Below are 24724 nucleotides of genomic sequence, written 5' to 3'. Positions count from 1 at the left end.
CGGCAGGCCCCTGGCAAAGTAAAGGAGGAGGCCGTCGCCGAAGGGCGACCGCCGGGGGACATTTGCACAGGGGCCTGCCGGCCGCGACGTGGCCCTCAACCCTCGCGTTGAAGGTGATCGAAGAAAAAAAAACGCCGGGCAAGCCCGGCGTTTTTTCAACCCACGCAGGCAATCAACCCAGCAGGTGGGCGACGCCGGCGCGCTCTTCTTCCAGCTCGGCCAGGGTCTTGTCGATGTACTTCTGGCTGAAGTCGTCGACCGGCAGGTCCTTGACCAGGGTGTACTCACCGTTTTCGGTGGTCACCGCAAAGCCGAAGATCACGCCTTCCGGAATGCCGTAGGAACCGTCGGACGGCACGCCCATGGTGACCCACTTGCCGTTGCTGCCCAGCACCCAGTCGCGCACGTGGTCGATGGCGGCATTGGCGGCCGAGGCAGCCGAGGACGAACCACGGGCTTCGATGATCGCCGCGCCGCGCTTGCCCACGGTCGGGATGAAGGTGTTCGCGTTCCATTCCTGGTCGTTGATCGCGTCGGCAATCGACGCGCCATCGGCGGTGGCGAAACGGTAGTCCGGGTACATGGTCGGGCTGTGGTTGCCCCACACCACCAGCTTCTCCATGCCACCGACCGGCTTGCCCAGCTTGGACGACAGCTGGCTCAGCGCACGGTTGTGGTCCAGGCGCAGCATGGCGGTGAAGTTGCGCGGGTTCAGGTCCGGCGCCGACTTCATGGCGATGTAGGCATTGGTGTTGGCCGGGTTGCCGACCACGAGCACCTTCACGTTGCGGCTGGCCACCTTGTTCAGCGCCGCGCCCTGGGCGGTGAAGATCTTGGCGTTTTCCAGCAGCAGGTCCTTGCGCTCCATGCCCGGGCCGCGCGGACGCGCGCCGACCAGCAGGGCGATGTCGGCGTCCTTGAACGCCACTTCGGCGTCATCGGTGCCGACCATGCCGGCCAGCAGCGGGAACGCGCAGTCTTCCAGTTCCATCATCACGCCGCGCAGGGCGGCCTGGGCCTTGTCGACCGGCAGCTCGAGCAGCTGCAGGATGACCGGCTGGTCCTTGCCCAGCATTTCGCCGGAGGCGATGCGGAACAGCAGGGCGTAGCCGATCTGGCCGGCGGCGCCGGTCACGGCAACACGAACAGGTGCTTTCATGGGGATTTCCTCTGCTAAGAAGCTGTGTGGGAGTGGCCACCGGGCGGGGAGAGACCTGGCGGGGCGGCCGGAAATGCGCAACGGCCTCCCGCGAGGGAGGCCGTTGAAAGGGAATTACTTGGCCGGGATCAGCTTGTTCCACTCGGCCACGCGGTCGGCCTGGGCGGCCAGCACGGCGTCGGTGTCGCCTTCCAGGGTGATCGAATGGATCACGTCACCCTGCTTGACCGAATCCACGATGGCCTGGCCATCCAGCACCTGGCCGAACACGGTGTGCTTGCCGTCCAGCCAGTCGGTCTTGATGTGGGTGATGAAGAACTGGCTGCCGTTGGTGTTCGGGCCGGCATTGGCCATGGACAGCGAACCGACCTGGTGCTTCACGCCGTTCTTCTCGTCTTCGAACTTGTAGCCCGGGCCGCCGGTGCCCTGACCCTTGGGGCAACCGCCCTGGATCATGAAATCGGGGATCACGCGGTGGAAGATCAGGCCGTCATAGAAGCCGTTCTTGACCAGGTTCACGAAGTTGGCCACGGTCAGCGGCGCCTTGTCGGCGAACAGCTCGACCTTGATCGGGCCCTGGGTGGTGTCGAAAGTGGCGATGAGGGACATGAGGATCCTTGGATTACGGGGGTTGTCGTCAGCCCATAAGGATACACCGCGCACGCGACCGGGACCCGCCTGACCATGGTCGAACAGGCCCGGTAGCACCCGCCGTTGGCAGCCCCTCAGGATCCCGCAGACCCGGCCCGGGAGGTCGGTGCCTGAATAGGCCAAAGGTTATTTTCGCGTTTGGCCGGCAAAGCCGTATAATGATGGACTTCTTTTTCCAAATCCGGCGCCGACTGGCCCCCTTTCGCATGTCTATCGAAAATCTTCGCAACATCGCCATCGTCGCCCACGTCGACCACGGTAAGACCACCCTTGTGGACCAGCTGCTCAAGCAGTCCGGCACGCTGTCCGAGCGCACCGTGCTCGCCGAGCGCGTGATGGACAGCAATGACCAGGAAAAGGAGCGTGGCATCACGATCCTGGCCAAGAACACGGCCATCACATGGGAAGACAAGCGTACCGGCGTGAAGAACCGCATCAACATCGTCGACACCCCCGGACACGCCGACTTCGGCGGCGAAGTGGAGCGCGTGCTGTCGATGGTGGACACCGTGCTGATCCTGGTCGACGCCATGGACGGCCCGATGCCGCAGACCCGCTTCGTGACCCAGAAGGCCTTCGCGATGGGCTTCAAGCCGATCGTGGTGGTCAACAAGGTCGACCGCCCGGGCTCGCGTCCGGATTGGGTGATCGACCAGGTCTTCGACCTGTTCGACAAGCTCGGCGCCACCAATGAGCAGCTCGACTTCCCGATCGTCTACGCCTCGGCCCTGAACGGCTACGCCGGCCTGGAAGACACCGTGCGCGACGGCGACATGACCCCGCTGTACGAAGCGATCATGCAGCACGCGCCGAAGCCGGAAGTGGACCCGGAAGGTCCGTTCCAGATGCGCATCAGCCAGCTGGACTACAACAACTTCGTGGGCGTGATCGGCATCGGCCGCGTCCAGCGCGGCACCCTGAAGAAGAACATGCAGGTCGCGGTGATCGACCGTGAAGGCAAGAAGCGCAACGGCAAGGTCGCGCAGGTGCTGGGCTTCCTGGGCCTGGAGCGCATCGAGCAGGACACCGCCGAAGCCGGCGACATCGTCGCCATCTCGGGCATTCCGGAACTGACCATCTCCGACACCCTGTGCCACCCGGACACCCCGGAAGCACTGCCGGCGCTGACCGTTGACGAGCCGACCATCTCGATGACCTTCCAGGTCAACAACTCGCCGTTCGCCGGCAACAAGGACCTGTCCGGTGGCAAGTTCCTGACCAGCCGCCAGATCAAGGACCGCCTGGACCGCGAACAGGTCCACAACGTGGCCCTGAAGGTGGAACAGCTGGAAGACGCCGACAAGTTCCTGGTCTCGGGCCGTGGCGAACTGCACCTGTCGGTGCTGATCGAAAACATGCGCCGTGAAGGCTACGAGCTGGCCGTGTCGCGCCCGGAAGTGATCATCAAGCAGATCGACGGCCAGGCCATGGAGCCGATCGAACAGCTGGTGGTGGACATCGAAGAACAGCACCAGGGCGGCGTCATGGAAAAGCTGGGCACCCGCAAGGGCCAGCTGAAGAACATGGAGCCGGACGGCAAGGGCCGTGTGCGCCTGGAATACCAGATCCCGGCCCGTGGCCTGATCGGCTTCCAGAACGAGTTCAAGACCCTGACCCAGGGTTCGGGCCTGCTGTTCCACGTCTTCGACCATTACGGCCCGAAGGAACAGGGCGCCATCGCCAAGCGCCAGAACGGCGTGATGATCGCCAACGCGCCGGGCGCCACCCCCGCCTACTCGCTGGGGCCGCTGCAGGAGCGTGGCAAGCTGTTCGCTGCTGAAGGCGACAACGTGTACGAAGGCCAGCTGATCGGTATCCACTCCAAGGACAACGACCTGACCGTCAACGCGATCAAGACCAAGCCGCTGACCAACATGCGCGCTTCGGGCAAGGACGATGCGATCCAGCTGACCCCGGCCATCAAGTACTCGCTGGAACAGGCGCTGGACTTCATCGAAGACGACGAGCTGGTCGAGATCACCCCGAAGGAAATCCGCCTTCGCAAGAAGGGGCTGACCGAAAGCGACCGCAAGAAGGCCTCGCGCGGCGGCTGATCGGACCCTCGTGACCGACACGCCCTACAACCCGGATCCTCACAAGCATCCGGGGCTTCACCTGATCGCCTTGCTGGAAGCCAGCAAGGCGGTCCTGGCGCTGTTGGCGGCTACCGGGCTGGAAGTGCTCGGCCCGCAGCCACTGCGTGATGGGGTCAATGCCCTGATCCGGCGTTTCAGCCTGGACCCGGATCACGGCACCCTGCCCTCGCTGCTCAATATGATCAGCCCCGATGCCGTCCACCTGGCCGCCGCGGCCATGGTTGCCTACGGCATCCTGCATCTCTTCGAGGCCTGGGGCCTCTGGCGCGCCAAAGCCTGGGCTTCCTGGCTGGGCTGCGTCACCGCCGGCATCTACCTGCCGTTCGACATTTTCGCGATCATCCGCCACCCGGGCTGGGCCTCGTGGTCGGTGCTGGTGATCAACCTCATCGTGGTCGGCGTGCTCGCCCGCGACATCCGCAAGCGCCACGGCCCGGCCCACCCGCCGGCGTGAGTTGCCAAGCGTGCGCGGCGCTGGTTAGCCTGAGCGCTGGTTCCGGGGATATACAGATGCGCGCGCCACTGACATCGCTCGTGTTGGCCATCGCACTGCTGGGCGGCTGCTCGCCCTCGCCCGTGCCCTTGTTCAACCATGCCCATGCCGCCGCGTCCGCGGCCCCGCGCGATACGCCGTTCGCCTATGCCGAAGCCGATATCACCCAGCTGCAGGCGGCGATGACGGCCGGCGAACTGGACAGCGTCACCCTGACCCGCGCGTACCTGGAACGGATCGCCCGGCTGGACCGCGCGGGTCCGCGCCTCAACGCCGTGCTGGAGCTCAACCCGGATGCACTGAAAGAGGCGGCGGCACTGGACGCCGAACGCCGCCGCGGGCAGCTGCGCGGCCCGCTGCACGGCATTCCACTGCTGCTCAAGGACAACATCGGCGCGCGCCCGATGGGCACCAGCGCCGGCTCGCTGGCACTGGCCGGGTTCCGCCCCGACGACGCGTTCCTGGTCAGCCGGCTGCGTGCGGCCGGCGCGCTCATCCTGGGCAAGTCCAATCTCAGCGAGTGGGCGAACTTCCGCTCCAGCCAGTCAATCTCCGGCTGGAGCGCGCGTGGTGGCCAGACCCGCAACCCGTACCGGCTCAGCCACACCCCCTGCGGTTCCAGCAGCGGCAGCGCGGTGGCCGTGTCGGCCAACCTGGCGACCGCCGCGGTAGGGACCGAGACCGACGGCAGCATCGTCTGCCCGGCGGCGGTGAACGGCGTAGTCGGGCTCAAGCCGACGGTCGGCCTGGTCAGCCGCGACGGCATCGTGCCGATCTCCTTCAGCCAGGACACCGCCGGCCCGATCACCCGCAGCGTGGCCGATGCCGCCGCGCTGCTGACCGCGATGGCCGGCCGCGACGATGCGGATCCGGCCACGGCGACCATGCCCGGGCGAGCGGTCTATGACTACACCGCACGGCTGAATCCGGACGGCCTGCGTGGCGCCCGGATCGGCGTCCTGCACGGCCCGCTGGACCAGCAGCCTGGCGTGGCCCCTGCCCTGCAGCACGCGATCGGCGTGCTGCGCGATGCCGGCGCCGTGGTGGTGCCGGTGGAGCTGCCTACCGAAGGTCAGTGGGAAGACGCCGAACGCCTGGTGCTGCTGCACGAGTTCAAGGCCGGCATGCAGCGCTACCTGAGCCGCCACCAGGCCCCGGTACGCGACCTGGACGCGATCATCGCCTTCAACCGCACCCATGCCGACAAGGAACTGCTGCTGTTCGGGCAGGACCTGATGGAAACGGCCGCGCAGACCGGCGGCCTGGGCACCCCGGAGTACATCGCTGCACGCACCCAGGCGCGTCGCCTGGCCGGCCCCGAGGGCATCGACGCGGTGCTCAAGGCCGAGCGCCTGGACGCGCTGGTGGCGCCCACCACGGGCACGGCATGGCCGATCCGTACCGGCCAGGGGGATGACTTCCCGGGCGGCAGCTACAGTGCCGCCGCCGTGGCCGGCTACCCGAGCCTGACCGTGCCGATGGCGCACGTGAACGGGCTGCCGTTGGGGCTGTTGTTCATGGGTACGGCCTGGAGCGAGCCGAAGCTGATCGAGCTGGCGTACGACTACGAGCAGCGCACCCGCGCGCGTCGCCCGCCGCGATTCGGGACGCAGGCGTTGGTCCCGTAGGTTGGCTGCGGTCCGGCCAACGGCCGGGGCTACGAATTTTTACGGGCCCATTGGGATCGGGATCAACCCACCGTCGGGTCTTCGACAGGAACCACCGCTGGGGGGCCGTCTTCTGCGCCGGGTGAACGCACGTCGTCGGCGGGCTGCGAGCGCGGGGTGCGCGTCGGCGGATCGGGACGTTCGAGGAGTTCGGCGCGGGTGCGTGGCAGCGCCTGCGGATGTTCACGGGCGAGGAAGTCGAGCATGCGTTCGCGCACGATGCAGCGCAGGTCGAAGGCATCGCCGGAATTGCGCGCGCTGACCAGCAGGCGCACCTGCAGGGTGTGGTCGGTGGTTTCGGTCACCTGGGTCACGCAGACGCGGCCATCCCACAACGCTTCGCCCTTGCAGATGCGCTCGAGCTCGCTGCGGATCGCCGCGATCGGCGCCCGATAGTCCAGCCACAGGAACGCGGTACCCAGCAGGTCGGCGCTGCGCCGGGTCCAGTTCTGGAAGGGGTTTTCGATGAACCAGGTCAACGGCACCACCATGCGCCGCTCGTCCCAGATCCGCACCACGACGTAGCTGCTGCCGATCTCCTCCACCCGCCCCCATTCGCCTTCGACGATCACCACGTCATCGAGCCGGATCGGCTGGGTCAACGCGATCTGCAGGCCGGCAATGAGGTTGCCGAACACCGGTTTGGCGGCGATGCCGGCGACCAGGCCGATGATGCCGGCCGAGGCCAGCAGCGCGGTGCCGATCTGGCGCACCATCGGGAAGGTCAGCAGCACCATCGAGGCGCCGACCAGGATGATGGCGCCCATCAGCACGCGGCTGAGCACGCGGGTCTGGGTCTGGATGCGGCGGGCAGCCAGGTTGTCGGCCACTTCCATCGGGTGGTCGCGCAGGATCGCCTGCTCGCCGGCGGCCACCGCGCGCACCAGCAGCCAGATGAAGCACGCGGTCAGGCCGATATGCAGCAGGCGCAGCGACTGGTCCAGCCAGCGCCCGTCCAGCGGGGTGGCTTCCAGTGCGGGAATCAGCACCAGCATCGGCAATGCGAACGCCAGCGGCCGGCTGATCACGCGGGCGATGCGCGCGCGCCGGTAGTCACGCCCTTTCAGGCGCCGGGTCAGCGCCATCAGCAGCCACCAGCCGGTGATGCCGATCGCCAGCGCGATCCCGATCGGCCACAGATACGCAGCCGCTTCCTGCCAATCCACTCGCATGCACGCTCCGGCTTACATCAACGGAAGCGTTACCGTGCCAGAGCCCGCATGATCGGAACGTTTAAACGCCCGCGCCGCCCTGCTTGCGCACGATCGCCATGGCGATCTCCAGCGACTGCTCGTAGTTCAGGCGCGGATCCACCGAAGAGCGGTAGGCACGCTCCAGGTCGCGCTCGGTGAGCTCGCGCGCGCCCCCGGTGCACTCGGTGACATCCTCACCGGTCAGCTCCAGGTGCACGCCGCCCAGCCGCGTGCCTGCGGCCGCGTGCAGGTCGAAGGACAGCTCCACTTCACTGCGTACGTTGTCGAAGCGACGGGTCTTGTAGCCGTTGCTGGTACTTTCGGTATTGCCATGCATGGCATCGCACACCCACAGCACGCGGCGGCCATCGCGCTTGACCGCATCCAGCAGCGGCGGCAGCTTCTCGGCGATCTGCGCCGCACCCATGCGATGGATGAAACTCAGGCGGCCGGGCTCGTCTTCCGGATTGAGCACGTCGATCAGGCGCAGCAGCTGGTCGGGCTGCACGGACGGGCCGACCTTGATCGCGATGGGGTTGCGCACGCCGCGCAGGTATTCCACGTGGGCGCCATCGAGGGCGGCGGTGCGCATGCCGATCCACGGGTAATGCGTGCTCAGGTTGAGCCAGCCATGCTGGCGCGGCACCTGGCGGGTAAGCGCCTGCTCGTAGGGCAGCAGCAGCGCTTCGTGCGAGGTGTAGAAGTCGATCCGGTTGAGGTTGTACACCTGGGCGCCGGACAGGGTTTCCATGAAGCGCACGGCATCGCCGATGGACGAGACCATCTTCTGGTAATCGGTGGCCAGCGGCGAATGCCGCACCCACTCCAGGTTCCAGTACTCGGGGTGGTGCAGGTCGGCGAAGCCGCCATCGATCAGCGCACGCACGAAGTTCATGGTCATGGCCGAATGCGCGTGGGCCTGCAGCATCCTGCGCGGATCGGGCAGGCGCGCGGCTTCGGTGAACTCGGGCGCATTGATCACATCACCCCGGTAGCTGGGCAGGGTCACGCCATCGCGGGTTTCGGTATCGGCCGAACGCGGCTTGGCATACTGCCCGGCGAACCGGCCGACGCGGATCACCGGCTTGCGCATGCCGTGCACGAGCACCAGGCTCATCTGCAGCAGCACCTTGAGCCGGTTGGAGATGGTGGTGGACTCGCAGTCGCTGAAGTTCTCGGCGCAATCGCCGCCCTGCAGCAGGAAGCGCTTGCCTTCCTGGGCATCGGCGAGCTGCTGCTTGAGCGACAGGATCTCCCACGAGGTCACCAGCGGCGGCAGCCGTTTGAGCTCATGCAGCGAGGCATCCAGCGCGACCGGATCGGGATAGGTCGGCATCTGCAGCGCGGGCCGGCCGCGCCAGCTCTCCGGCGACCAGTCGGTCGGCAGCGAAGCGGAAGGGGTGGCACGGTCGGAGGCAGTCATCGGAATATCCAGTAAACCAGCAGAAGAAAGATCAGTAACGACGGGCAGGACGGCGGAACGACACCACCAGCGCCCACAGGCCCAGCAGGGTGAACCACACCAGGCTCCACATGGGCATGGTCAGGCCCAGGAACTGCCAGTCAATGTTGCCGCAGTTGCCGGTACCGGTAAGAACGGTACGGAACACTTCAAACGGCCCCATGGTCTCGCTGAGGAACGACAGCGGCGGGCCGCAGCTCGAGCCCATGTCCTGCGGCAGCAGCTGCACGTACACGTGCCGCCCGGCAATGCAGATGCCCACGGCGGCGGCAATGAAGGCCAGCACGCCATAGGTGATCCGCCCGGGCCGATCCCGCGGGCCATGCAGCGCGCCGATCAGGAACAACAAGCCAAGCGCGGCGAAGGCGATGCGCTGGAAGATGCACAGCGGGCACGGCTCCAGCCCCATCTTCAGCTGCAGGAAGATCGCATAGCCCAGCAGGCCAGCACACACCAGGAACCCCAGCAGGAACTGGGCGCGGTAATTCCAGCGCAATGGATTCATTGCCAACACTCTTGTTAGTCCAGGCACCAAGATTAACAGGGAGCTGTGCGGTGTTGGCTGCGGCCGTTTGCCGTATGTCGGCGTAGTTGGCCATATGGTGTGTTTCAGGGTCTGCGCTAACAGCTGCACCTCTGCAGGTTCCACTGCCCGGCCGCGCCGGGTGCGGGTTTGCGGGGGGCGCCGTGAACCCATCCTTGGGGGCTCTTGCGAAACATCCATGTTTCGCAAAGCCCCCGCAAACCCGCCCCCGTCGCGACCCCGACGGTGGGTCGGTGCGCATGGGGGCAACAGCAGCCGGGCAAGGCCCGGCTCTACGACTGGCGAGGAGGTGCCGGGCTTGGCCCGGCCTGCCCCAGATCGCGGCCTCCCACGCCCGGCCGATGGGCCCTTTGGCCCCCGACCCGGTGTCGGGGGTTCCGGCCGGGGCCCCGCAGTGACCAGCGAGCAACCAGCGCCGTTGACCTTGACGTTGACGTTGGCTTTGCCCTTGATCAACAGCCAACAAAAAACCCGGCACAAGGCCGGGTTCTCTGAAGAATCTTTGGTAAAGCGAGTCGATTATTCTTCGACGGCTTCAGCCACGGCGGCCGGACGGTCGACCAGTTCGACGTAGGCCATCGGCGCGTTGTCGCCAGCGCGGAAGCCGCACTTCAGCAGACGCAGGTAGCCGCCCGGACGGTTCGCGTAACGCGGGCCCAGGGTGGTGAACAGGTTGCCCACGGCTTCGTTGTCACGCAGGCGGGCGAAGGCCAGACGGCGGTTGGCAACGGAGTCGACCTTGGCCAGGGTGATCAGCGGCTCGGCGACGCGGCGCAGTTCCTTGGCCTTCGGCAGGGTGGTCTTGATCAGCTCGTGCTTGAACAGCGACGCGGCCATGTTCTTGAACATTGCTTCGCGGTGGGCGCTGGTACGGCTGAACTTGCGGCCGGATTTCATGTGACGCATGACGGATGTTCCTTGAAAGAATGTTGGATCGGTTGGGTATCGCTGTCGCCTTCCCGGCGTTGTTGCTTGGACTGCGGATGGTCCGGTGCCGGCCCTCCTGGCCGACCGTCACCGCAGGCTGGCGCCTGTCGATGCGAGGTACTGCGGGTAAAGCCCCCGCACCCGAAGGTGCGGGGTGAAACTTTGGCGCTGGATCAGCCGAGCATGCCGTGCTGGGCGACACCGGCCGGCGGCCAGTTCTCCAGCTTCATGCCGAGCGAAAGACCGCGCTGGGCGAGGACTTCCTTGATCTCGGTCAGCGACTTCTTGCCGAGGTTCGGGGTCTTGAGCAGTTCCACTTCGGTCTTCTGGATCAGATCGCCGATGTAGTAGATGCTCTCGGCCTTGAGGCAGTTGGCCGAACGCACGGTCAGTTCCAGGTCGTCGATCGGGCGCAGCAGCACCGGATCCACGCCGTTGTTGGCCGGCTTGGCTGCACCGCGGTCGCGGTGGGTGAAGTCACCGAAGACCGACAGCTGATCGCTGAGGATGTCGGCGGCGGTGCGCACGGCTTCCTCGGCATCGATCGTGCCGTTGGTTTCGATGTCCAGCACCAGCTTGTCCAGGTCGGTACGCTGTTCGACGCGGGCCGCTTCCACCGAGTAGGCGACGCGACGGACCGGCGAGAACGAGGCGTCCAGGACCAGACGACCGATGGCACGGGTTTCTTCGTCCGGACGACGACGTGCAGCCGCCGGCTGGTAGCCGAAACCACGCTCGATCTTCAAACGCATGTTGACTGCCGTGTCCTTGGTCAGGTGGCAGATGACATGATCCGTGTTGAGGATCTCGACGTTGTGGTCGACCTTGATATCGGCAGCAGTCACGACACCCGGACCCTGCTTGGACAGCGACAGGGTTGCGCTGTCACCGGTGTGCATACGGATCGCCACGTCCTTCAGGTTGAGCAGGACTTCGAGAACGTCCTCCTGCAGGCCTTCGAGCGTGGTGTACTCGTGCAGTACGCCGTCGATCTCAACTTCCGTGATGGCGAAGCCCGGGATGGACGACAGCAGCACGCGACGCAGGGCATTGCCCAGCGTATGCCCGTAACCACGCTCCAAGGGTTCGATAACGACCTTGGCGCGGGTGTCGGTAAGGCGTTCGATCTGCGGACCACGAGGACGCAGAACCTGGTTGGCGGTAACCGTCATGTTGCGGGTTCTCCTAGTGAACCCCCGGCCGTCGCCGGGGGCTCTCCAATGTGAATTACTTCGAATACAACTCGACGATCAGCGCTTCGTTGATATCCGCAGGCAGGTCCGAACGATCCGGCACGGCCTTGAAGATGCCGGCGAACTTGTCGGCGTCCACTTCGATCCACGTCGGGCGCAGGTCGTGCGTCTTGGACACGGTCAGGGCTTCCTGAACGCGCAGCTGCTTGGCAGCCTTCTCGGACAGCGCGACAGCGTCGCCAGCCTTGACCTGGTACGAAGCCAGGTTGACCGACTTGCCGTTCACGGTGACGCCGCGGTGCGAGACCAGCTGACGGGCAGCCGGACGGGTCACTGCGAAGCCCATGCGATAGACGACGTTGTCCAGGCGGGTTTCCAACAGCTGCAGCAGGTTCTCGCCGGTGTTGCCCTTCTTGGTCGAGGCCTTCTTGTAGTAGTTGCGGAACTGACGCTCCAGCAGACCGTAGATACGCTTGACCTTCTGCTTTTCACGCAGCTGGGTGGCGTAGTCGGACAGCTTGCCCTTGCGGGCGGTCGCGCCGTGCTGGCCGGGCTTCTGCTCCAGCTTGCACTTGGAGTCCAGCGCACGGGCCGGGCTCTTGAGGGAAAGGTCGGCGCCTTCGCGGCGGGCGAGCTTACAGGTAGGACCGATATAACGAGCCATTTCTTATCGCTCCTTTAGACGCGACGCTTCTTCGGCGGACGGCACCCGTTGTGCGGGATTGGCGTCACGTCGATGATGTTGGTGATCTTGTAGCCCACGTTGTTCAGCGAGCGCACGGCCGACTCACGACCCGGACCCGGGCCCTTGATGCGGACTTCCAGGGACTTGACGCCGTAATCCAGCGCGGCACGGCCGGCTTTCTCGGCAGCCACCTGGGCAGCGAACGGGGTGGACTTACGCGAACCGCGGAAGCCAGCGCCACCGGACGTCGCCCACGACAGAGCGTTGCCCTGGCGGTCGGTGATGGTCACGATGGTGTTGTTGAAAGAAGCGTGGACGTGGGCAACGCCGTCAGTGACGACGCGCTTGATCTTCTTCTTGGTCTTAGCGACGGGCTTAGCCATTTCTTAGGTCCCTTACTTCCTGATCGCCTTGCGCGGGCCCTTGCGGGTGCGGGCGTTGGTACGGGTGCGCTGACCACGCAGCGGCAGGCCGCGGCGGTGACGCAGACCGCGATAGCAGCCCAGGTCCATCAGGCGCTTGATCGCGATACCGATTTCACGGCGCAGATCGCCTTCCACGATGTACTTGGCCACTTCCGAGCGCAGACGCTCGATTTCCGGCTCCGACAGATCGCGGATCTTGGTGGTCGAAGTGACGCCTGCGGCGTCGCAGACCTTCTTCGAACGGGTACGGCCGATGCCGTAAATGCTTTGCAACCCGACCCAGACGTGCTTCTGGGCTGGCAGGTTGACGCCTGCAATACGCGCCATGACGCGGTTCTCCAGCTGAGTGATGGCCGACAGCGCACCCAAGGCGCGCCGATCCGGCAGGATGGATCAAAAAAGTGAACTAGCGATACTAACAAGGTTCCGGTTTACATGGAAGCCCGTGAAACCTGAAAGGTTTCATGGACCCGGCCCAGGGAGTGTGCCCAGGCTCCGGCGCCGGATCAGGTTGACTCCGGAAAACGACCCTTTCGAGCCCTCTTCCGGCGCCGCCCGCGCTACTCCCGCGCGGGACGACCCGATCTCACCCCCACCCGGAACCGCTGCGGGGGCCGCCCTTCGTTTGTGTGGCCAGGTCCGCGAAGCGGAGGACCATCACGTCAGGAAGACGATAGTGTAACAGGCCAATCAGCCGCGGGCAAAACCGCCGCGGTTGCCGCCCTTCAGGTTGGCCTTCTTCAACAGGCTCTCGTACTGGTGCGACATCAGGTGCGCCTGGATCTGCGCAATGAAGTCCATCACCACCACCACCACGATCAGCAGCGAGGTGCCGCCGAAGTAGAACGACGCATTCAGCTGAGTGCGCATGATTTCTGGCAGCAGGCAGACGATCACCAGGTAGGCCGAGCCGGCCGCGGTCAGGCGGGTCAGCACGCCGTCGATGTAGTCGGCGGTGGCCTTGCCCGGACGGATGCCCGGAATCAGCGCGCCCGACTTCTTCAGGTTGTCGGCGGTTTCCTGCGAGTTGAACACCAGCGCGGTATAGAAGAACGCGAAACCGGTGATCAGCGCAGCGAACACGATCATGTGCAGCGGCTCGCCCGGACCCAGGGCGTTGGCGACCTTCTGCAGCCAGGTCGCCGAGCTGGCCTGGCCGGACCACATGGCCAGGGTGGTCGGGAACGCCAGGATGCTGGAGGCGAAGATGGCCGGGATAACGCCCGCCATGTTCAGCTTCAGCGGCAGGAACGAGGTCTGGTTCATGTACGCGTTGCGGCCGCCCTGGCGACGTGCGTAGTTCACCGTGATGCGGCGCTGGCCGCGTTCGACGAACACCACGAAGAAGGTGAAGGCCAGCACCACCAGCGCGATCAGCAGCAGCTGGATGAACTGCAGGTTGCCTTCGCGGAAGGCGTCGAAGGTGTGGATGACCGCACCCGGGAGGCCCGCCACGATACCGGCGAAGATGATCAGCGACACACCGTTGCCGATGCCGCGCTCGGTGACCTGCTCGCCGACCCACATCAGGAAGATGGTACCGGCGGTCAGCGCGACCACGGCGGTGAGCACGAAGCCCATGCCCGGCGCGTACACGACCGGCGCACCGGACGGGGACAGCTGGTTCTGCAGCGCCAGCGCGATGCTGCCGCCCTGCACCACCGCCAGCAACACGGCGCCGATGCGGGAATATTGGGTGATCTTGCGGCGACCGGACTCACCTTCCTTCTGCATCGCCTTGAGCGCGGGGAAGATGTGGACGGCCAGCTGCATCACGATGGATGCCGAGATGTACGGCATCACGTTCAGCGCGAAAATGCTGAAACGGTGCAGGGCGCCGCCCGAGAACATGTTGAACATGTCCACGATGCCGCCGCCCTGCGCCTGCATGAGCGCAAGCATGGCATCGGGATTGACGCCCGGCACCGGCACATAACAGCCGATGCGGTAGACGATCAAAGCCCCGACGACGAACAGCAGACGCTGGCGAAGTTCCGTGAACTTGCCGAGCCCGCCGCCCAGGTTACCAATGCCAGCTTGCGCCATGTCTTACTCCTGTACGCTGCCGCCGGCAGCTTCGATCGCGGCCTTGGCACCGGCCGTTGCTGCGATGCCCTTCAGGGTGAAGGCCTTGGTCAGGCCGCCCTTCATGACGATCTTGGCCTGCTTGGCAGTGCTCGGGACCAGCTTCGCAGCGCGCAGCGCGGCGAAATCGATCTCGCCAGCTTCCAGGCGGTCCAGGTGGTACGACAGCACTTCGGCCGTGTCCTTGGCGATCTTGGAACGGAAACCGACCTTCGGCAGACGACGCTGCATGGGGGTCTGGCCGCCTTCGAAGCCCGCCTTGATCTTGCCGCCACCCTTACGGGCGAAAGAACCCTTGTGGCCGCGGCCGCAGGTCTTGCCCAGGCCGGAGCCGATACCACGGCCGACGCGGGTGCGCTCTTTGCGCGCGCCCGGTGCCGGGCTCAGTTCATTCAGATGCAGGGTCATTGGATTATTCCTCAACCTTGACGAGGTAGTGGACCTTGTTGATCAGACCGCGAACCTGCGGGCTGTCCTTCAGTTCACGCACATCGTTGAGCTTGTTCAGGCCCAGGGCACGCACCGACAGGCGGTGACGCGCTTGGGTACCACGCAGGCCGCCAACCAGACGGACCTTGACGGTCTTGACGGTGTCATTAGCCATGGTTGAGATCCTCCACCTTCTTGCCGCGCTTGGCCGCGATGCGGGCCGGCGACTGCATTTCGGACAGACCCTTCAGCGTGGCGCGAACCAGGTTGATCGGGTTGCGCGAACCGACGGCCTTGGCCAGCACGTTCTTGACGCCAACGGCTTCCAGGACGGCGCGCATGGCACCGCCGGCGATGACGCCAGTACCTTCCGAAGCCGGCATCATGAACACGCGGGCTGCGCCGTGGCCGGACTTCACCGGGTGCCACAGGGTGCCGTTGTTCAGATCGACGTCGGCCAGGTTCTTGCGAGCCTGCTCCATCGACTTCTGGATCGCGACCGGCACTTCACGCGCCTTGCCGTAGCCGAAGCCAACCTTGCCTGCGCCGTCACCGACCACGGTCAGTGCGGTGAAGGTGAACTGACGACCGCCCTTGACGGTCTTGCTGACGCGGTTGACCGCGACCAGCTTCTCGATCATGCCGTCGTCGACTTTCTCTTCGCGGTTACGGTCGCGATCGCGACCCCGCTGCTGACGTTCTTCTGCCATGTTGATTCCTTGATTGATTGGGTATGTACGGCTCAGGGCCGCTTATAGCTGTGGAATGACGCGGTGGATCGAACGCCCCTGCAGAAGAAGGACGCCGCCCGGCACAACCCGTGCCGGCAGGCAGGCGGAAGCGGGGACCAGCCCCGCTTCCTTATCCCTTAGAACTGCAGGCCGCCTTCGCGGGCTGCATCGGCCAGTGCCTTGATGCGGCCGTGGTAGCGGTAGCCCGAGCGGTCGAAAGCGACCTTCTCGATGCCCGCAGCCTTGGCGCGCTCGGCAACCAGCTTGCCGACCTTGGCGGCGGCGTCGCTGTTCTTGCCGTTCTTCAGGCCTTCCTTGACGTCGGCCTGGGTGGTGTTGGCAGCAGCCAGCACCTTGGAGCCGTCGGCGGTGAAGACCTGGGCGTACAGGTGCTGACCGGTGCGCAGCACCGACAGACGCGGCACGCCGAGGACACGGATGTGTGCGCGGGTGGACTTGGCGCGACGCAGGCGAGCAATGTTCTTGTTCATGATCTTTTTCCTTGAAAGCTGAAGGGCTTTACGCCTTCTTGGCTTCCTTACGAATGATGACTTCGCCGGCGTACTTCACACCCTTGCCCTTGTAGGGCTCCGGCTTGCGGTAAGCGCGGATCTTGGCGGCAACTTCGCCCACCAGCTGCTTGTCGGTGCCCTGGACCAGGATTTCGGTCTGGGTCGGGGTCGACAGCGTGATGCCTTCCGGCGCCACGTACACAACCGGGTGCGAGAAACCGAGCGCGAGGCTCAGGTCCTTGCCCTGCATGGTGGCGCGGTAACCGACGCCGACCAGCTCAAGCTTGCGCTCGAAGCCTTCGGTGACGCCCTTGACCATGTTGGCCAGGATGGCGCGCACGGTGCCAGCGAGGGCAACCAGGTCGTCATTGCTGGCGGCCAGGGTGGCAACGCCGTCGTTCACGGAAATTTCAACGCCAGCCACCTTCGGCAGGCTGAGGGTGCCCTTCGGGCCCTTCACGCTGACGGATTCCGGCTGGATGTTCAGTTCAACGCCCTTGGGCAGGTTGACCGGCTTCTTGGCTACGCGGGACATAGTGGTTTCCTTCTCGCCTTAGGCCACGAAGCACAGGACTTCGCCGCCGACGCCCAACTGGCGCGCCTGCGCATCAGTCATGATGCCCTTGGAGGTGGAGATGATGGAGATGCCCAGGCCGTTCAGGACCTTCGGCAGCTCGGACTTGCCACGGTACTGGCGCAGACCCGAACGCGAGAAGCGCTTCAGGGTCTCGATGACCGGCTTGCCCTCGAAATACTTCAGGACGATTTCAAGCTCGGCCTTGTTGTTCTCGGTCTTGGTCACGCGCAGGTCGGTGATGTAGCCTTCGGCCTTCAACACTTCTGCGATTGCAACCTTGATCTTGGAGGACGGTGCTTTCACCGTCTGCTTGCCAACCGCGGCCGCATTCTTGATGCGTACCAGCAGGTCGGCGATGGGATCAGTCATGCTCATAGTCGATACCTTTGAGTGCACCGATATCCGCTTTCGCGAAAATCTTGCTTTTTGGAATGGGCCTGGTGGCCCGTCGTTCTTTGTTCAGCGGGCTAGGAGCCCGCTCTACCACCCCCCACTCGACCACGTTAAGGCCGGGTGAGACGCGGGAGTATACGACAAAAAGAGCCCGACCGGGGTCGGACTCTTCAAGTCGGGGTGAACCTGAACAGGCCCACCCCGTACTGCAGGGACGAATCCCTTACCAGCTGGCCTTGCGCAGGCCCGGCACGTCACCACGCATGGTGGCTTCGCGCAGCTTGTTGCGGCCCAGGCCGAACTTGCTGTACACGCCACGCGGGCGGCCCGACAGTTCGCAACGGTTGCGGTGGCGGCTCGGCGACGAATCGCGCGGCAGCTTCTGCAACTTGATCACGGCCTGTTCCTTCTCTTCGTACGAAGCGGTCGTGCTGGAGATGATCTTCTTCAGCTCTTCACGCTTGCCGGCGTACTTGACGGCCAGCTTCGCACGCTTCAGGTCGCGGTTGACCATGGAGGTCTTTGCCATTTCGGATTCCTCGACGTATCAGTTACGGAACGGGAACTTGAACGCTGCAAGCAGCGCCTTCGCTTCCGCATCGGTCTTGGCGGTGGTGGTGATGGCGATATCCATGCCGCGGATCGCGTCGACAGCGTCGAAGTCGATTTCCGGGAAGATGATCTGTTCCTTCACACCCATGTTGAAGTTGCCGCGACCGTCGAAGGAACGACCCGAGACACCACGGAAGTCGCGCACGCGCGGCAGCGAGATGTTGATCAGGCGGTCCAGGAACTCATACATCTTGGCACGACGCAGCGTGGTCTTGCAGCCGATCGGCCAACCATCGCGGATCTTGAACGAAGCCACCGAGACGCGGGACTTGGTCACGATCGGCTTCTGGCCGGAGACCTTGGCCATGTCGGCGACGGCATTTTCCAGGATCTTCTTGTTGGTCGCCGCTTCGCCGACACCCATGTTCAGGGTGACCTTGACCAGGCGGGGAACCTGCATCGGATTGGTGTAGCCGAACTGCTTCATCAGCGCCGGCACCACTTCTTCCTGGTAGAACTTTTCGAGACGGGAACTCATCTTCTCATTCCTCAGGCGTCGAGCGCCTCACCGCTGGAGCGGAACACACGCAGTTTGCGTCCATCCTCCAGCACCTTGAAGCCAACGCGCTCGCCCTTGCCCGAAGCCGGGTTGAGCACATTCACGTTGGAGATATGGATCGACGCTTCACGCTCGACCACGCCGCCGGCAACGCCTGCCTGCGGGTTCGGCTTGGTGTGGCGCTTGACGATGTTCACGTTGGCGACGATCACACGATCGCCGTCGACGCGGACGACTTCGCCCTGCTTGCCCTTGTCCTTGCCGGTGTTGACGACGACCTGGTCGCCCTTCTTGATACGGTTAGCCATGATTATCTCCTGTCGCTCACAGCACTTCGGGAGCGAGCGAGACGATCTTCATGAACTTCTCGGAACGAAGTTCACGGGTCACCGGCCCGAAGATGCGGGTGCCGATCGGCTCTTGCTTGTTGTTGAGCAGGACCGCGGCATTGGCGTCGAAACGGATCAGCGAGCCATCGGCGCGACGCACACCCTTGCGGGTACGCACCACGACGGCGTCGAACACTTCACCCTTCTTGACCTTGCCGCGCGGAATTGCATCCTTCACGGTGACCTTGATGATGTCACCGATGTGTGCGTAGCGACGCTTGGAGCCGCCCAGCACCTTGATGCACATCACTTCCTTGGCACCGGAATTGTCCGCGACCTCGAGGTAGCTCTGCATCTGGATCATGAGTCAGATCTCCTTATTGAGCCGCACGCGTGATGACTTCCACCACGCGCCAGTTCTTGGTCTTGGACATCGGAGCAATTTCGGTCACCAGCACGACATCGCCTTCATTGCAGGCGTTGTCGGCATCGTGCGCGTGCAGCTTGGTCGAACGCTTCAAGTACTTGCCGTAAAGCTTGTGCTTGACCAGGCGTTCCACCAGCACGGTGACCGTCTTGTCCATCTTGTTGCTGACGACACGGCCTTCGACCGTGCGCAGCTGCTTGTTTTCAGTATTGTCGCTCATCGCGGCCATCCTTACTTGTTGCTGCCGAGCAGGGTCTTGACGCGAGCAATCTCGCGGCGGACCCGGCGGGTTTCGTGAGTCTTCGGCAGCTGCCCGGTGACCTGCTGCATGCGGAGCGAGAACTGCTCCTTACGCAGGTCAACCAAATGGGACTTCAGGTCGTCAGCCGACTTTTCGCGAAGTTGTTTGATATCCATCACATCACCGTCCGGGTCACGAAAGTGGTGGTCACGGAGAGCTTGGCAGCTGCCAGGCGGAACGCCTCGCGTGCCACGTCTTCACCCACACCTTCAATTTCATAGATCATGCGGCCGGGCTGGATCTGGGCTACCCAGTACTCCACGTTGCCCTTACCAGAACCCATTCGGACTTCGATGGGCTTCTTGGTGATCGGCTTGTCGGGGAACACTCGGATCCACATCTTGCCACCGCGCTTGACGTAGCGGCTGATCGAGCGGCGGGCCGCTTCGATCTGGCGCGCGGTCAGCTGACCGTGGGCGGTTGCCTTCAGGCCGTATTCGCCGAAGCTGACAGCGTTGGCGCTCCAGCTCAGGCCATCGTTACGGCCCTTGTGTACCTTGCGGTACTTGGTTCGCTTGGGTTGCAACATTGTCGTTACCTCGCTTCACGGGCCGGGCGCTGACGGTCACCGCGGTCGCCGCGATCGTTACGATCGTTGCGCGACGGGGTGTCGTCCTGCTTTTCCTGGCCAACCTGGGAGAAATCGAAAACCTCGCCCTTGTAGATCCAGACCTTGATGCCGATGATGCCGTAGGTCGTCTTGGCTTCAGCGAAGCCATAGTCGATGTCGGCACGCAGCGTGTGCAGCGGCACGCGGCCTTCGCGGTACCACTCCGAACGGGCGATTTCAGCACCGTTCAAGCGGCCACCGACGTTGACCTTGATGCCCAGGGCACCGAGGCGCATCGCGTTGCCGACCGAGCGCTTCATTGCGCGGCGGAACATGATGCGACGCTCCAGCTGCTGCGCGATCGACTCGGCAACCAGCTGTGCGTCCAGCTCGGGCTTGCGCACTTCAGTGACGTTGATGTGCGCCGGGACGCCCATCATTTCGCTCACTTCCTTGCGCAGCTTCTCGATGTCCTCACCACGCTTGCCGATCACCACGCCCGGACGGGCGGTGTGGATCGTCACGCGGGCGGTCTTCGCCGGACGTTCGATGAGGATCTTGCTGATGCCGGCCTGCGCGAGCTTCTTGCGCAGCATGTCCCGCACCTTCAGGTCGGCCGCCAGATAACCAGCGAACTCGGCCTTGTTGGCGTACCACTTGGAGTTCCAGTCCTTGGAGATGCCGAGGCGGATACCAATCGGATGAACTTTATGACCCATGGTGTTTTCCTTTCCGCTTACTTGCCGGCGCCCACAACCACAGTGATGTGGCTGGTGCGCTTGAGGATGCGGGTGCCGCGGCCTTTCGCCCGCGCCATGAAACGCTTCAGGGTCGGACCTTCATCAACCATGATGGTCTGAACCTTAAGCTCGTCGACGTCGGCGCCCTGGTTGTTCTCGGCATTGGCAATAGCCGACTCCACCACCTTCTTGATCAGGTGGGCAGCCTTCTTGTCCGAGAACTTCAGCAGGTTTACCGCACGCTCGGCCGGCAGGCCGCGCACCTGGTCAGCGACCAGGCGGGCTTTCTGCGCAGAGATGCGCGCGGAGCGCAGGATTGCTTTCGCTTCCATTGTCATCTCTCCTTACTTGCCCGACTTCTTGTCACCACCGTGACCCTTGAAGGTCCGGGTGATGGCAAATTCGCCGAGCTTGTGGCCGACCATGTTCTCGTTGACGAGCACCGGAACGTGGTTCTTACCGTTATGAACGGCGATGGTGATGCCTACCATTTCCGGCAGGATCATCGAACGGCGCGACCAGGTCTTGATCGGCTTCTTGCTACCCGCAGCGGCCTCCACCTTCTTGACGAGGTGGTGATCGACGAACGGGCCCTTCTTGAGTGAACGTGCCATGGTCGATTAGCCCCTACGATCGCGGACGATGAATTGCTGGGTGCGCTTGTTCTTGCGCGTCTTGTAACCCTTGGTCGGGACACCCCACGGGGTGACCGGATGCGGATTACCCTGGCCGGCCTTCGCCTCACCACCACCGTGCGGGTGGTCAACCGGGTTCATGGCAGCACCACGAACGGTCGGGCGGACACCGCGCCAGCGCTTGGCGCCAGCCTTGCCCAGCTTTTCCAGGTTGTGTTCGTCGTTGCCGACTTCACCGATCGTTGCGCGGCACTCCACCGGCACCTTGCGCATTTCACCCGAGCGCAGGCGCAGGGTGGCGAAGACGCCTTCACGAGCGACGAGCTGCACGGCAGCGCCGGCGGCACGCGCGATCTGGGCACCCTTGCCCGGCTTCAGTTCGATGCCGTGGACAGTGGTACCAACCGGGATGTTGCGCAGCGGCAGGGTGTTGCCGGTCTTGATCGGCGCATCCGAACCCGCGATCACCTGGTCACCGGCCTTCAGGCCCTTCGGTGCGATGATGTAGCGGCGCTCGCCGTCGACGTAGCACAGCAGGGCGATATGGGCGGTGCGGTTCGGATCGTATTCGATGCGTTCCACGCGCGCCGGAATGCCTTCCTTGTTGCGCTTGAAGTCAATCAGACGGTAATGCTGCTTGTGACCACCGCCCACGTGACGGGTGGTGATGCGACCGTGGTGGTTACGACCACCGGTATTGCTCTTCGGCTCCAGCAACGCTGCGTGCGGTGCGCCCTTGTGCAGATCGGGCGTAACCACGCGCACGGCCGAACGGCGGCCGGGGGAAGTGGGCTTGAATTTCATCAATGGCATGGGATGTACCTCAGGCCTTGGCCGTTACATCGATGGACTGGCCATCGGCGAGACGCACGTACGCCTTGCGCCAATCGCCGCGGCGGCCGGTGCGGTTACGGAAGGACTTGTTCTTGCCCTTCACGTTCAGCACGTTGACCGCTTCGACCTTGACGTCGAACAACTGCTCTACCGCGGCCTTCACGTCGGCCTTGGTCGCTTCGTTCGAGATCTCGAAGACATACTGGTTGGAATGTTCCTGCAGGCGCGCGGTCTTTTCGGAGACTCGCGGAGCACGCAGCACGCTGAAGATTTTTTCGTTGCTGTTCATGCCAGCCACTCCTCGACCTTCTTGACCGCGTCAGCGGTGATGACGACCGTGTCGGCACCGACCAGCGACACCGGATCCAGGCCCTGCACGTCACGCACTTCCACGTAGGGAATGTTGCGGGCCGACAGGTACAGGTGTTCGGTGGCTTCCTCGGTGACGATCAGCGGGCGCTTGCCCACTTCCAGGCCGGCCAGCTTGGCGATCAGAGCCTTCGTGCTGGTCGCTTCGACATCGAAGGACTCCACGATGGTCAGACGGCCCTGGCGGTTCAGCTCGGACAGGATCGCGCACATGGCGGCACGGTACTGCTTGCGGTTGACCTTCTGTTCGAAGCTGCGCGGCTTGGCCGCGAAGGTGACACCGCCGCCGACGAAGATCGGAGCCGTCAGCGCGCCATGACGCGCACCGCCGCCCTTCTGCTTCTTCGACTTCTTGGTGGTACCAGCCACTTCAGAACGAGTCTTCTGTGCCTTGGTGCCGGCGCGACCGGCATTGCGATAGGCAACGACGACCTGGTGGACCAGATCTTCGCTGAAATCGCGACCGAACACGGCATCGGAGACCGAGACCTTGTTGTTGCTACCCGTGATAACGAGTTCCATCGTCATCTCTCCTTATGCCTTGCTAGCCGGACGCACGATCACGTCACCACCCGCAGCGCCAGGCACGGCGCCACGAATCGCGATCAGACCGCGTTCGACGTCGACCTTGACAACTTCCAGGTTCTGCGTGCTCTGCTGCACGGCACCCATGTGGCCCGACATCTTCTTGCCCGGGAAAACGCGACCCGGGGTCTGGCGCTGGCCCAGCGAACCCGGCGCGCGATGCGACAGCGAGTTACCGTGGGTTGCATCGCCCATACGGAAGTTGTAGCGCTTGATGGTGCCCTGGAAGCCCTTACCCTTGGTGACACCCTGGACGTCGACCTTCTGGCCAACTTCAAAGATGTCCGCCTTGACTTCGCCGCCAACGGCGAAATCGCCGAGCTGCGCGTCTTCAACGCGGAATTCCCACAGGCCACGACCCGCTTCCACCTTCGCCTTGGCGAAGTGGCCGGCTTCCGGCTTGTTGACCAGGGCAGCGCGACGCGCGCCGACGGTCACCTGCACGGCGCTGTAGCCGTCAGCTTCGACGGTCTTGATCTGCGCGATGCGGTTCGGGGTAGCTTCAATCAGGGTCACCGGGATGGCCTGGCCATCTTCGGTGAACACGCGGCTCATGCCAGCCTTGCGGCCCACGAAGCCCAACGAATATTTCTTCGTCATGGTCGTAGTCCTCAGGTCAGCTTGATCTGAACGTCGACGCCGGCAGCCAGTTCGAGCTTCATCAGCGCGTCCACGGTCTTGTCGTTGGGGTCGACGATGTCGAGCACGCGCTTGTGCGTGCGGGTCTCGTACTGGTCACGCGCGTCCTTGTCGACGTGCGGCGAGACGAGAATGGTGTAACGCTCGATCTTGGTCGGCAGCGGGATCGGGCCACGCACTTGCGCGCCGGTCCGCTTTGCCGTTTCAACGATCTCGCTGGCCGAACGGTCGATCAAACGATGATCGAACGCCTTCAACCGAATCCGGATCTTTTGGTCCGCCATGGCGGTAGGTTCCTTCGTTAAAAGAGCGACGGACAAGGCCTCTGGGTTGCCTTGTCCCATGAATATCCTGAATGCGGACGCCGCACATTCCTGCGCGGCGACAAGATCTTTCCGTAGACCTCAAAAATCGAGGCAGACCGGTCTCCCGATCTGCCCAGACAAAAAGTATAGCGCGCATACAACGCGGCGGTCAACAGGGGGTCCTGTTGACACTGCCTGAATGGCGCGACCCTTCCTGGTCTGGGGAACACGAGGTGCGTCCTGCGCCTCTTTTCCCGTTTGTGTTGCTACCCCGATGCCCTACCCAGGCAACATCGGGGCGCAGAGTCTAGCAGATTACTTGATGATCTTGGAGACCACGCCGGCGCCGACGGTACGACCGCCTTCACGAATGGCGAAACGCAGGCCTTCATCCATCGCGACCGGGTTGATCAGGGTCACGACCATCTTCACGTTGTCACCCGGCATCACCATCTCGACGCCTTCCGGCAGCTTGGCGGCGCCAGTGATGTCGGTGGTACGGAAGTAGAACTGCGGGCGGTAGCCGTTGAAGAACGGGGTGTGACGGCCGCCTTCGTCCTTCGACAGCACGTACACTTCGCCTTCGAACTCGGTGTGCGGCTTGATCGAACCCGGCTTGCACAGGACCTGACCGCGCTGGACGTCGTCACGCTTGGTGCCGCGCAGCAGCAGACCGG

35 protein-coding genes and 1 pseudogene are annotated in these 24724 nt (G+C 64.1%); 3 read left to right on the top strand and 33 right to left on the bottom strand.

What is annotated here, in order from left to right; all coding sequences use genetic code 11:
* Nucleotides 1–172: 172 nt before the first annotated feature.
* The gene (locus tag QMX79_RS11900) at nt 173–1159 is read right to left on the bottom strand and encodes a malate dehydrogenase (protein WP_070207580.1); all 987 of its coding nucleotides are present in this window, start codon (nt 1157–1159) and stop codon (nt 173–175) included.
* 114 nt (nt 1160–1273) lie between these two features.
* Entirely contained in the window at nt 1274–1768 is a 495-nt protein-coding gene (locus QMX79_RS11895) for a peptidylprolyl isomerase (RefSeq protein ID WP_282246934.1), read from the bottom strand.
* A 248-nt stretch (nt 1769–2016) separates the two neighbouring features.
* On the opposite strand from QMX79_RS11895, the gene typA reads away from it, so the two are divergent.
* Genes typA through QMX79_RS11880 form a run of 3 tightly spaced genes read left to right on the top strand, consistent with a single transcriptional unit; the run spans nt 2017 to nt 6027 of the window.
* The gene (gene typA / locus QMX79_RS11890; protein WP_282246933.1) at nt 2017–3864 is read left to right on the top strand and encodes a translational GTPase TypA; all 1848 of its coding nucleotides are present in this window, start codon (nt 2017–2019) and stop codon (nt 3862–3864) included.
* A 10-nt stretch (nt 3865–3874) separates the two neighbouring features.
* On the top strand, nt 3875–4360 hold the full coding sequence (locus QMX79_RS11885) for a DUF2127 domain-containing protein (RefSeq protein ID WP_282246931.1): 486 nt from the start codon (nt 3875–3877) through the stop codon (nt 4358–4360).
* A 56-nt stretch (nt 4361–4416) separates the two neighbouring features.
* Entirely contained in the window at nt 4417–6027 is a 1611-nt protein-coding gene (locus QMX79_RS11880; RefSeq protein WP_282246929.1) for an amidase, read from the top strand.
* 62 nt (nt 6028–6089) lie between these two features.
* On the opposite strand, the gene QMX79_RS11875 is transcribed toward QMX79_RS11880, so the two are convergent.
* The 31 genes and pseudogenes from QMX79_RS11875 to QMX79_RS11725 form a co-directional block, all read right to left on the bottom strand.
* Nucleotides 6090–7238: a mechanosensitive ion channel family protein gene (locus QMX79_RS11875; RefSeq protein ID WP_282246928.1), complete on the bottom strand. Its 1149-nt coding sequence runs from the start codon at nt 7236–7238 to the stop codon at nt 6090–6092.
* Nucleotides 7239–7299: 61 nt separating this feature from the next.
* On the bottom strand, nt 7300–8682 hold the full coding sequence (locus tag QMX79_RS11870) for a 3-deoxy-7-phosphoheptulonate synthase class II (protein ID WP_282246927.1): 1383 nt from the start codon (nt 8680–8682) through the stop codon (nt 7300–7302).
* A gap of 31 nt (nt 8683–8713) precedes the next feature.
* On the bottom strand, nt 8714–9226 hold the full coding sequence (locus QMX79_RS11865; protein WP_282246926.1) for a disulfide bond formation protein B: 513 nt from the start codon (nt 9224–9226) through the stop codon (nt 8714–8716).
* Between the two features lie 558 nt (nt 9227–9784).
* Entirely contained in the window at nt 9785–10171 is a 387-nt protein-coding gene (rplQ, locus tag QMX79_RS11860) for a 50S ribosomal protein L17 (RefSeq protein WP_068849483.1), read from the bottom strand.
* 194 nt (nt 10172–10365) lie between these two features.
* Nucleotides 10366–11364, bottom strand: coding sequence for a DNA-directed RNA polymerase subunit alpha (rpoA, locus tag QMX79_RS11855; RefSeq protein ID WP_068849481.1), 999 nt, complete (start codon nt 11362–11364; stop codon nt 10366–10368).
* Nucleotides 11365–11419: 55 nt separating this feature from the next.
* Complete coding sequence (rpsD, locus tag QMX79_RS11850) at nt 11420–12049, bottom strand: 30S ribosomal protein S4 (protein ID WP_068849480.1); 630 nt, start codon at nt 12047–12049, stop codon at nt 11420–11422.
* Nucleotides 12050–12063: 14 nt separating this feature from the next.
* Complete coding sequence (gene rpsK / locus QMX79_RS11845) at nt 12064–12453, bottom strand: 30S ribosomal protein S11 (protein ID WP_017355427.1); 390 nt, start codon at nt 12451–12453, stop codon at nt 12064–12066.
* Between the two features lie 12 nt (nt 12454–12465).
* A complete protein-coding gene (rpsM, locus tag QMX79_RS11840) occupies nt 12466–12822 on the bottom strand; it encodes a 30S ribosomal protein S13 (protein ID WP_017355426.1) in 357 nt (118 codons plus the stop codon).
* 363 nt (nt 12823–13185) lie between these two features.
* Nucleotides 13186–14541: a preprotein translocase subunit SecY gene (gene secY, locus QMX79_RS11835; protein WP_068849478.1), complete on the bottom strand. Its 1356-nt coding sequence runs from the start codon at nt 14539–14541 to the stop codon at nt 13186–13188.
* Between the two features lie 3 nt (nt 14542–14544).
* Nucleotides 14545–14988, bottom strand: coding sequence for a 50S ribosomal protein L15 (gene rplO / locus QMX79_RS11830; protein ID WP_068849476.1), 444 nt, complete (start codon nt 14986–14988; stop codon nt 14545–14547).
* A 4-nt stretch (nt 14989–14992) separates the two neighbouring features.
* The gene (gene rpmD / locus QMX79_RS11825; RefSeq protein WP_282246924.1) at nt 14993–15184 is read right to left on the bottom strand and encodes a 50S ribosomal protein L30; all 192 of its coding nucleotides are present in this window, start codon (nt 15182–15184) and stop codon (nt 14993–14995) included.
* The gene (rpsE, locus tag QMX79_RS11820; RefSeq protein WP_038690276.1) at nt 15177–15719 is read right to left on the bottom strand and encodes a 30S ribosomal protein S5; all 543 of its coding nucleotides are present in this window, start codon (nt 15717–15719) and stop codon (nt 15177–15179) included. Before rpsE ends, rpmD begins: the two co-directional genes overlap by 8 nt.
* Nucleotides 15720–15877: 158 nt before the next feature.
* Complete coding sequence (gene rplR, locus QMX79_RS11815) at nt 15878–16231, bottom strand: 50S ribosomal protein L18 (protein WP_019186158.1); 354 nt, start codon at nt 16229–16231, stop codon at nt 15878–15880.
* 28 nt (nt 16232–16259) lie between these two features.
* A complete protein-coding gene (gene rplF, locus QMX79_RS11810) occupies nt 16260–16787 on the bottom strand; it encodes a 50S ribosomal protein L6 (protein ID WP_282246922.1) in 528 nt (175 codons plus the stop codon).
* A gap of 18 nt (nt 16788–16805) precedes the next feature.
* On the bottom strand, nt 16806–17204 hold the full coding sequence (gene rpsH, locus QMX79_RS11805; RefSeq protein ID WP_017355419.1) for a 30S ribosomal protein S8: 399 nt from the start codon (nt 17202–17204) through the stop codon (nt 16806–16808).
* Nucleotides 17205–17445: 241 nt separating this feature from the next.
* Entirely contained in the window at nt 17446–17751 is a 306-nt protein-coding gene (rpsN, locus tag QMX79_RS11800; RefSeq protein WP_068849472.1) for a 30S ribosomal protein S14, read from the bottom strand.
* An 18-nt stretch (nt 17752–17769) separates the two neighbouring features.
* On the bottom strand, nt 17770–18312 hold the full coding sequence (gene rplE, locus QMX79_RS11795; protein WP_068849470.1) for a 50S ribosomal protein L5: 543 nt from the start codon (nt 18310–18312) through the stop codon (nt 17770–17772).
* Nucleotides 18313–18323: 11 nt separating this feature from the next.
* On the bottom strand, nt 18324–18641 hold the full coding sequence (gene rplX, locus QMX79_RS11790) for a 50S ribosomal protein L24 (RefSeq protein ID WP_017355416.1): 318 nt from the start codon (nt 18639–18641) through the stop codon (nt 18324–18326).
* A gap of 16 nt (nt 18642–18657) precedes the next feature.
* Entirely contained in the window at nt 18658–19026 is a 369-nt protein-coding gene (gene rplN, locus QMX79_RS11785; protein ID WP_017355415.1) for a 50S ribosomal protein L14, read from the bottom strand.
* A 13-nt stretch (nt 19027–19039) separates the two neighbouring features.
* A complete protein-coding gene (rpsQ, locus tag QMX79_RS11780) occupies nt 19040–19309 on the bottom strand; it encodes a 30S ribosomal protein S17 (protein ID WP_193059172.1) in 270 nt (89 codons plus the stop codon).
* An 11-nt stretch (nt 19310–19320) separates the two neighbouring features.
* Nucleotides 19321–19506: a 50S ribosomal protein L29 gene (gene rpmC / locus QMX79_RS11775; RefSeq protein ID WP_068849465.1), complete on the bottom strand. Its 186-nt coding sequence runs from the start codon at nt 19504–19506 to the stop codon at nt 19321–19323.
* Nucleotides 19506–19919 carry a 50S ribosomal protein L16 gene (rplP, locus tag QMX79_RS11770; protein WP_068849463.1) on the bottom strand — a complete coding sequence of 138 codons (414 nt, stop codon included), beginning with the start codon at nt 19917–19919 and terminating at the stop codon, nt 19506–19508. The genes rpmC and rplP overlap by 1 nt, the downstream gene beginning before the upstream one ends.
* Before the next feature lie 5 nt (nt 19920–19924).
* Nucleotides 19925–20659, bottom strand: a complete 735-nt coding sequence (gene rpsC / locus QMX79_RS11765) for a 30S ribosomal protein S3 (RefSeq protein WP_068849461.1) — start codon at nt 20657–20659, stop codon at nt 19925–19927.
* A 17-nt stretch (nt 20660–20676) separates the two neighbouring features.
* Nucleotides 20677–21012, bottom strand: a complete 336-nt coding sequence (gene rplV / locus QMX79_RS11760) for a 50S ribosomal protein L22 (protein WP_017355410.1) — start codon at nt 21010–21012, stop codon at nt 20677–20679.
* A gap of 12 nt (nt 21013–21024) precedes the next feature.
* Nucleotides 21025–21294 (bottom strand): 30S ribosomal protein S19, encoded by a 270-nt coding sequence (rpsS, locus tag QMX79_RS11755; protein WP_017355409.1) that lies wholly within the window; start codon nt 21292–21294, stop codon nt 21025–21027.
* A gap of 6 nt (nt 21295–21300) precedes the next feature.
* Nucleotides 21301–22128 (bottom strand): 50S ribosomal protein L2, encoded by an 828-nt coding sequence (gene rplB, locus QMX79_RS11750; RefSeq protein ID WP_068849460.1) that lies wholly within the window; start codon nt 22126–22128, stop codon nt 21301–21303.
* A gap of 10 nt (nt 22129–22138) precedes the next feature.
* Nucleotides 22139–22438, bottom strand: a complete 300-nt coding sequence (gene rplW, locus QMX79_RS11745; protein WP_068854553.1) for a 50S ribosomal protein L23 — start codon at nt 22436–22438, stop codon at nt 22139–22141.
* Complete coding sequence (gene rplD, locus QMX79_RS11740; RefSeq protein WP_068849458.1) at nt 22435–23040, bottom strand: 50S ribosomal protein L4; 606 nt, start codon at nt 23038–23040, stop codon at nt 22435–22437. Before rplD ends, rplW begins: the two co-directional genes overlap by 4 nt.
* Before the next feature lie 12 nt (nt 23041–23052).
* Complete coding sequence (gene rplC, locus QMX79_RS11735; RefSeq protein ID WP_068849456.1) at nt 23053–23703, bottom strand: 50S ribosomal protein L3; 651 nt, start codon at nt 23701–23703, stop codon at nt 23053–23055.
* An 11-nt stretch (nt 23704–23714) separates the two neighbouring features.
* Nucleotides 23715–24026, bottom strand: coding sequence for a 30S ribosomal protein S10 (rpsJ, locus tag QMX79_RS11730; protein ID WP_010341589.1), 312 nt, complete (start codon nt 24024–24026; stop codon nt 23715–23717).
* Between the two features lie 336 nt (nt 24027–24362).
* Nucleotides 24363–24724 (bottom strand): annotated as a pseudogene (locus QMX79_RS11725) (elongation factor Tu); the annotation flags it as partial.

Origin of the sequence: Stenotrophomonas sp. PS02300 (genome assembly GCF_029959395.1) — a bacterium.
GTDB lineage: Bacteria > Pseudomonadota > Gammaproteobacteria > Xanthomonadales > Xanthomonadaceae > Stenotrophomonas > Stenotrophomonas maltophilia_AD.
This window is presented reverse-complemented; position numbering and strand designations above follow the sequence as displayed.

What these genes read in the sequence shown, in the direction of transcription:
- QMX79_RS11900 (WP_070207580.1), bottom strand. Translation starts at nt 1,159, where the DNA reads ATGAAAGCACCTGTTCGTGTTGCCGTGACCGGCGCCGCCGGCCAGATC.
- QMX79_RS11895 (WP_282246934.1), bottom strand. Translation starts at nt 1,768, where the DNA reads ATGTCCCTCATCGCCACTTTCGACACCACCCAGGGCCCGATCAAGGTC.
- typA (WP_282246933.1), top strand. Translation starts at nt 2,017, where the DNA reads ATGTCTATCGAAAATCTTCGCAACATCGCCATCGTCGCCCACGTCGAC.
- QMX79_RS11880 (WP_282246929.1), top strand. Translation starts at nt 4,417, where the DNA reads ATGCGCGCGCCACTGACATCGCTCGTGTTGGCCATCGCACTGCTGGGC.
- QMX79_RS11875 (WP_282246928.1), bottom strand. Translation starts at nt 7,238, where the DNA reads ATGCGAGTGGATTGGCAGGAAGCGGCTGCGTATCTGTGGCCGATCGGG.
- QMX79_RS11870 (WP_282246927.1), bottom strand. Translation starts at nt 8,682, where the DNA reads ATGACTGCCTCCGACCGTGCCACCCCTTCCGCTTCGCTGCCGACCGAC.
- QMX79_RS11865 (WP_282246926.1), bottom strand. Translation starts at nt 9,226, where the DNA reads ATGAATCCATTGCGCTGGAATTACCGCGCCCAGTTCCTGCTGGGGTTC.
- rplQ (WP_068849483.1), bottom strand. Translation starts at nt 10,171, where the DNA reads ATGCGTCACATGAAATCCGGCCGCAAGTTCAGCCGTACCAGCGCCCAC.
- rpoA (WP_068849481.1), bottom strand. Translation starts at nt 11,364, where the DNA reads ATGACGGTTACCGCCAACCAGGTTCTGCGTCCTCGTGGTCCGCAGATC.
- rpsD (WP_068849480.1), bottom strand. Translation starts at nt 12,049, where the DNA reads ATGGCTCGTTATATCGGTCCTACCTGTAAGCTCGCCCGCCGCGAAGGC.
- rpsK (WP_017355427.1), bottom strand. Translation starts at nt 12,453, where the DNA reads ATGGCTAAGCCCGTCGCTAAGACCAAGAAGAAGATCAAGCGCGTCGTC.
- rpsM (WP_017355426.1), bottom strand. Translation starts at nt 12,822, where the DNA reads ATGGCGCGTATTGCAGGCGTCAACCTGCCAGCCCAGAAGCACGTCTGG.
- secY (WP_068849478.1), bottom strand. Translation starts at nt 14,541, where the DNA reads ATGGCGCAAGCTGGCATTGGTAACCTGGGCGGCGGGCTCGGCAAGTTC.
- rplO (WP_068849476.1), bottom strand. Translation starts at nt 14,988, where the DNA reads ATGACCCTGCATCTGAATGAACTGAGCCCGGCACCGGGCGCGCGCAAA.
- rpmD (WP_282246924.1), bottom strand. Translation starts at nt 15,184, where the DNA reads ATGGCTAATGACACCGTCAAGACCGTCAAGGTCCGTCTGGTTGGCGGC.
- rpsE (WP_038690276.1), bottom strand. Translation starts at nt 15,719, where the DNA reads ATGGCAGAAGAACGTCAGCAGCGGGGTCGCGATCGCGACCGTAACCGC.
- rplR (WP_019186158.1), bottom strand. Translation starts at nt 16,231, where the DNA reads ATGAACAAGAACATTGCTCGCCTGCGTCGCGCCAAGTCCACCCGCGCA.
- rplF (WP_282246922.1), bottom strand. Translation starts at nt 16,787, where the DNA reads ATGTCCCGCGTAGCCAAGAAGCCGGTCAACCTGCCCAAGGGCGTTGAA.
- rpsH (WP_017355419.1), bottom strand. Translation starts at nt 17,204, where the DNA reads ATGAGCATGACTGATCCCATCGCCGACCTGCTGGTACGCATCAAGAAT.
- rpsN (WP_068849472.1), bottom strand. Translation starts at nt 17,751, where the DNA reads ATGGCAAAGACCTCCATGGTCAACCGCGACCTGAAGCGTGCGAAGCTG.
- rplE (WP_068849470.1), bottom strand. Translation starts at nt 18,312, where the DNA reads ATGAGTTCCCGTCTCGAAAAGTTCTACCAGGAAGAAGTGGTGCCGGCG.
- rplX (WP_017355416.1), bottom strand. Translation starts at nt 18,641, where the DNA reads ATGGCTAACCGTATCAAGAAGGGCGACCAGGTCGTCGTCAACACCGGC.
- rplN (WP_017355415.1), bottom strand. Translation starts at nt 19,026, where the DNA reads ATGATCCAGATGCAGAGCTACCTCGAGGTCGCGGACAATTCCGGTGCC.
- rpsQ (WP_193059172.1), bottom strand. Translation starts at nt 19,309, where the DNA reads ATGAGCGACAATACTGAAAACAAGCAGCTGCGCACGGTCGAAGGCCGT.
- rpmC (WP_068849465.1), bottom strand. Translation starts at nt 19,506, where the DNA reads ATGGATATCAAACAACTTCGCGAAAAGTCGGCTGACGACCTGAAGTCC.
- rplP (WP_068849463.1), bottom strand. Translation starts at nt 19,919, where the DNA reads ATGTTGCAACCCAAGCGAACCAAGTACCGCAAGGTACACAAGGGCCGT.
- rpsC (WP_068849461.1), bottom strand. Translation starts at nt 20,659, where the DNA reads ATGGGTCATAAAGTTCATCCGATTGGTATCCGCCTCGGCATCTCCAAG.
- rplV (WP_017355410.1), bottom strand. Translation starts at nt 21,012, where the DNA reads ATGGAAGCGAAAGCAATCCTGCGCTCCGCGCGCATCTCTGCGCAGAAA.
- rpsS (WP_017355409.1), bottom strand. Translation starts at nt 21,294, where the DNA reads ATGGCACGTTCACTCAAGAAGGGCCCGTTCGTCGATCACCACCTCGTC.
- rplB (WP_068849460.1), bottom strand. Translation starts at nt 22,128, where the DNA reads ATGCCATTGATGAAATTCAAGCCCACTTCCCCCGGCCGCCGTTCGGCC.
- rplW (WP_068854553.1), bottom strand. Translation starts at nt 22,438, where the DNA reads ATGAACAGCAACGAAAAAATCTTCAGCGTGCTGCGTGCTCCGCGAGTC.
- rplD (WP_068849458.1), bottom strand. Translation starts at nt 23,040, where the DNA reads ATGGAACTCGTTATCACGGGTAGCAACAACAAGGTCTCGGTCTCCGAT.
- rplC (WP_068849456.1), bottom strand. Translation starts at nt 23,703, where the DNA reads ATGACGAAGAAATATTCGTTGGGCTTCGTGGGCCGCAAGGCTGGCATG.
- rpsJ (WP_010341589.1), bottom strand. Translation starts at nt 24,026, where the DNA reads ATGGCGGACCAAAAGATCCGGATTCGGTTGAAGGCGTTCGATCATCGT.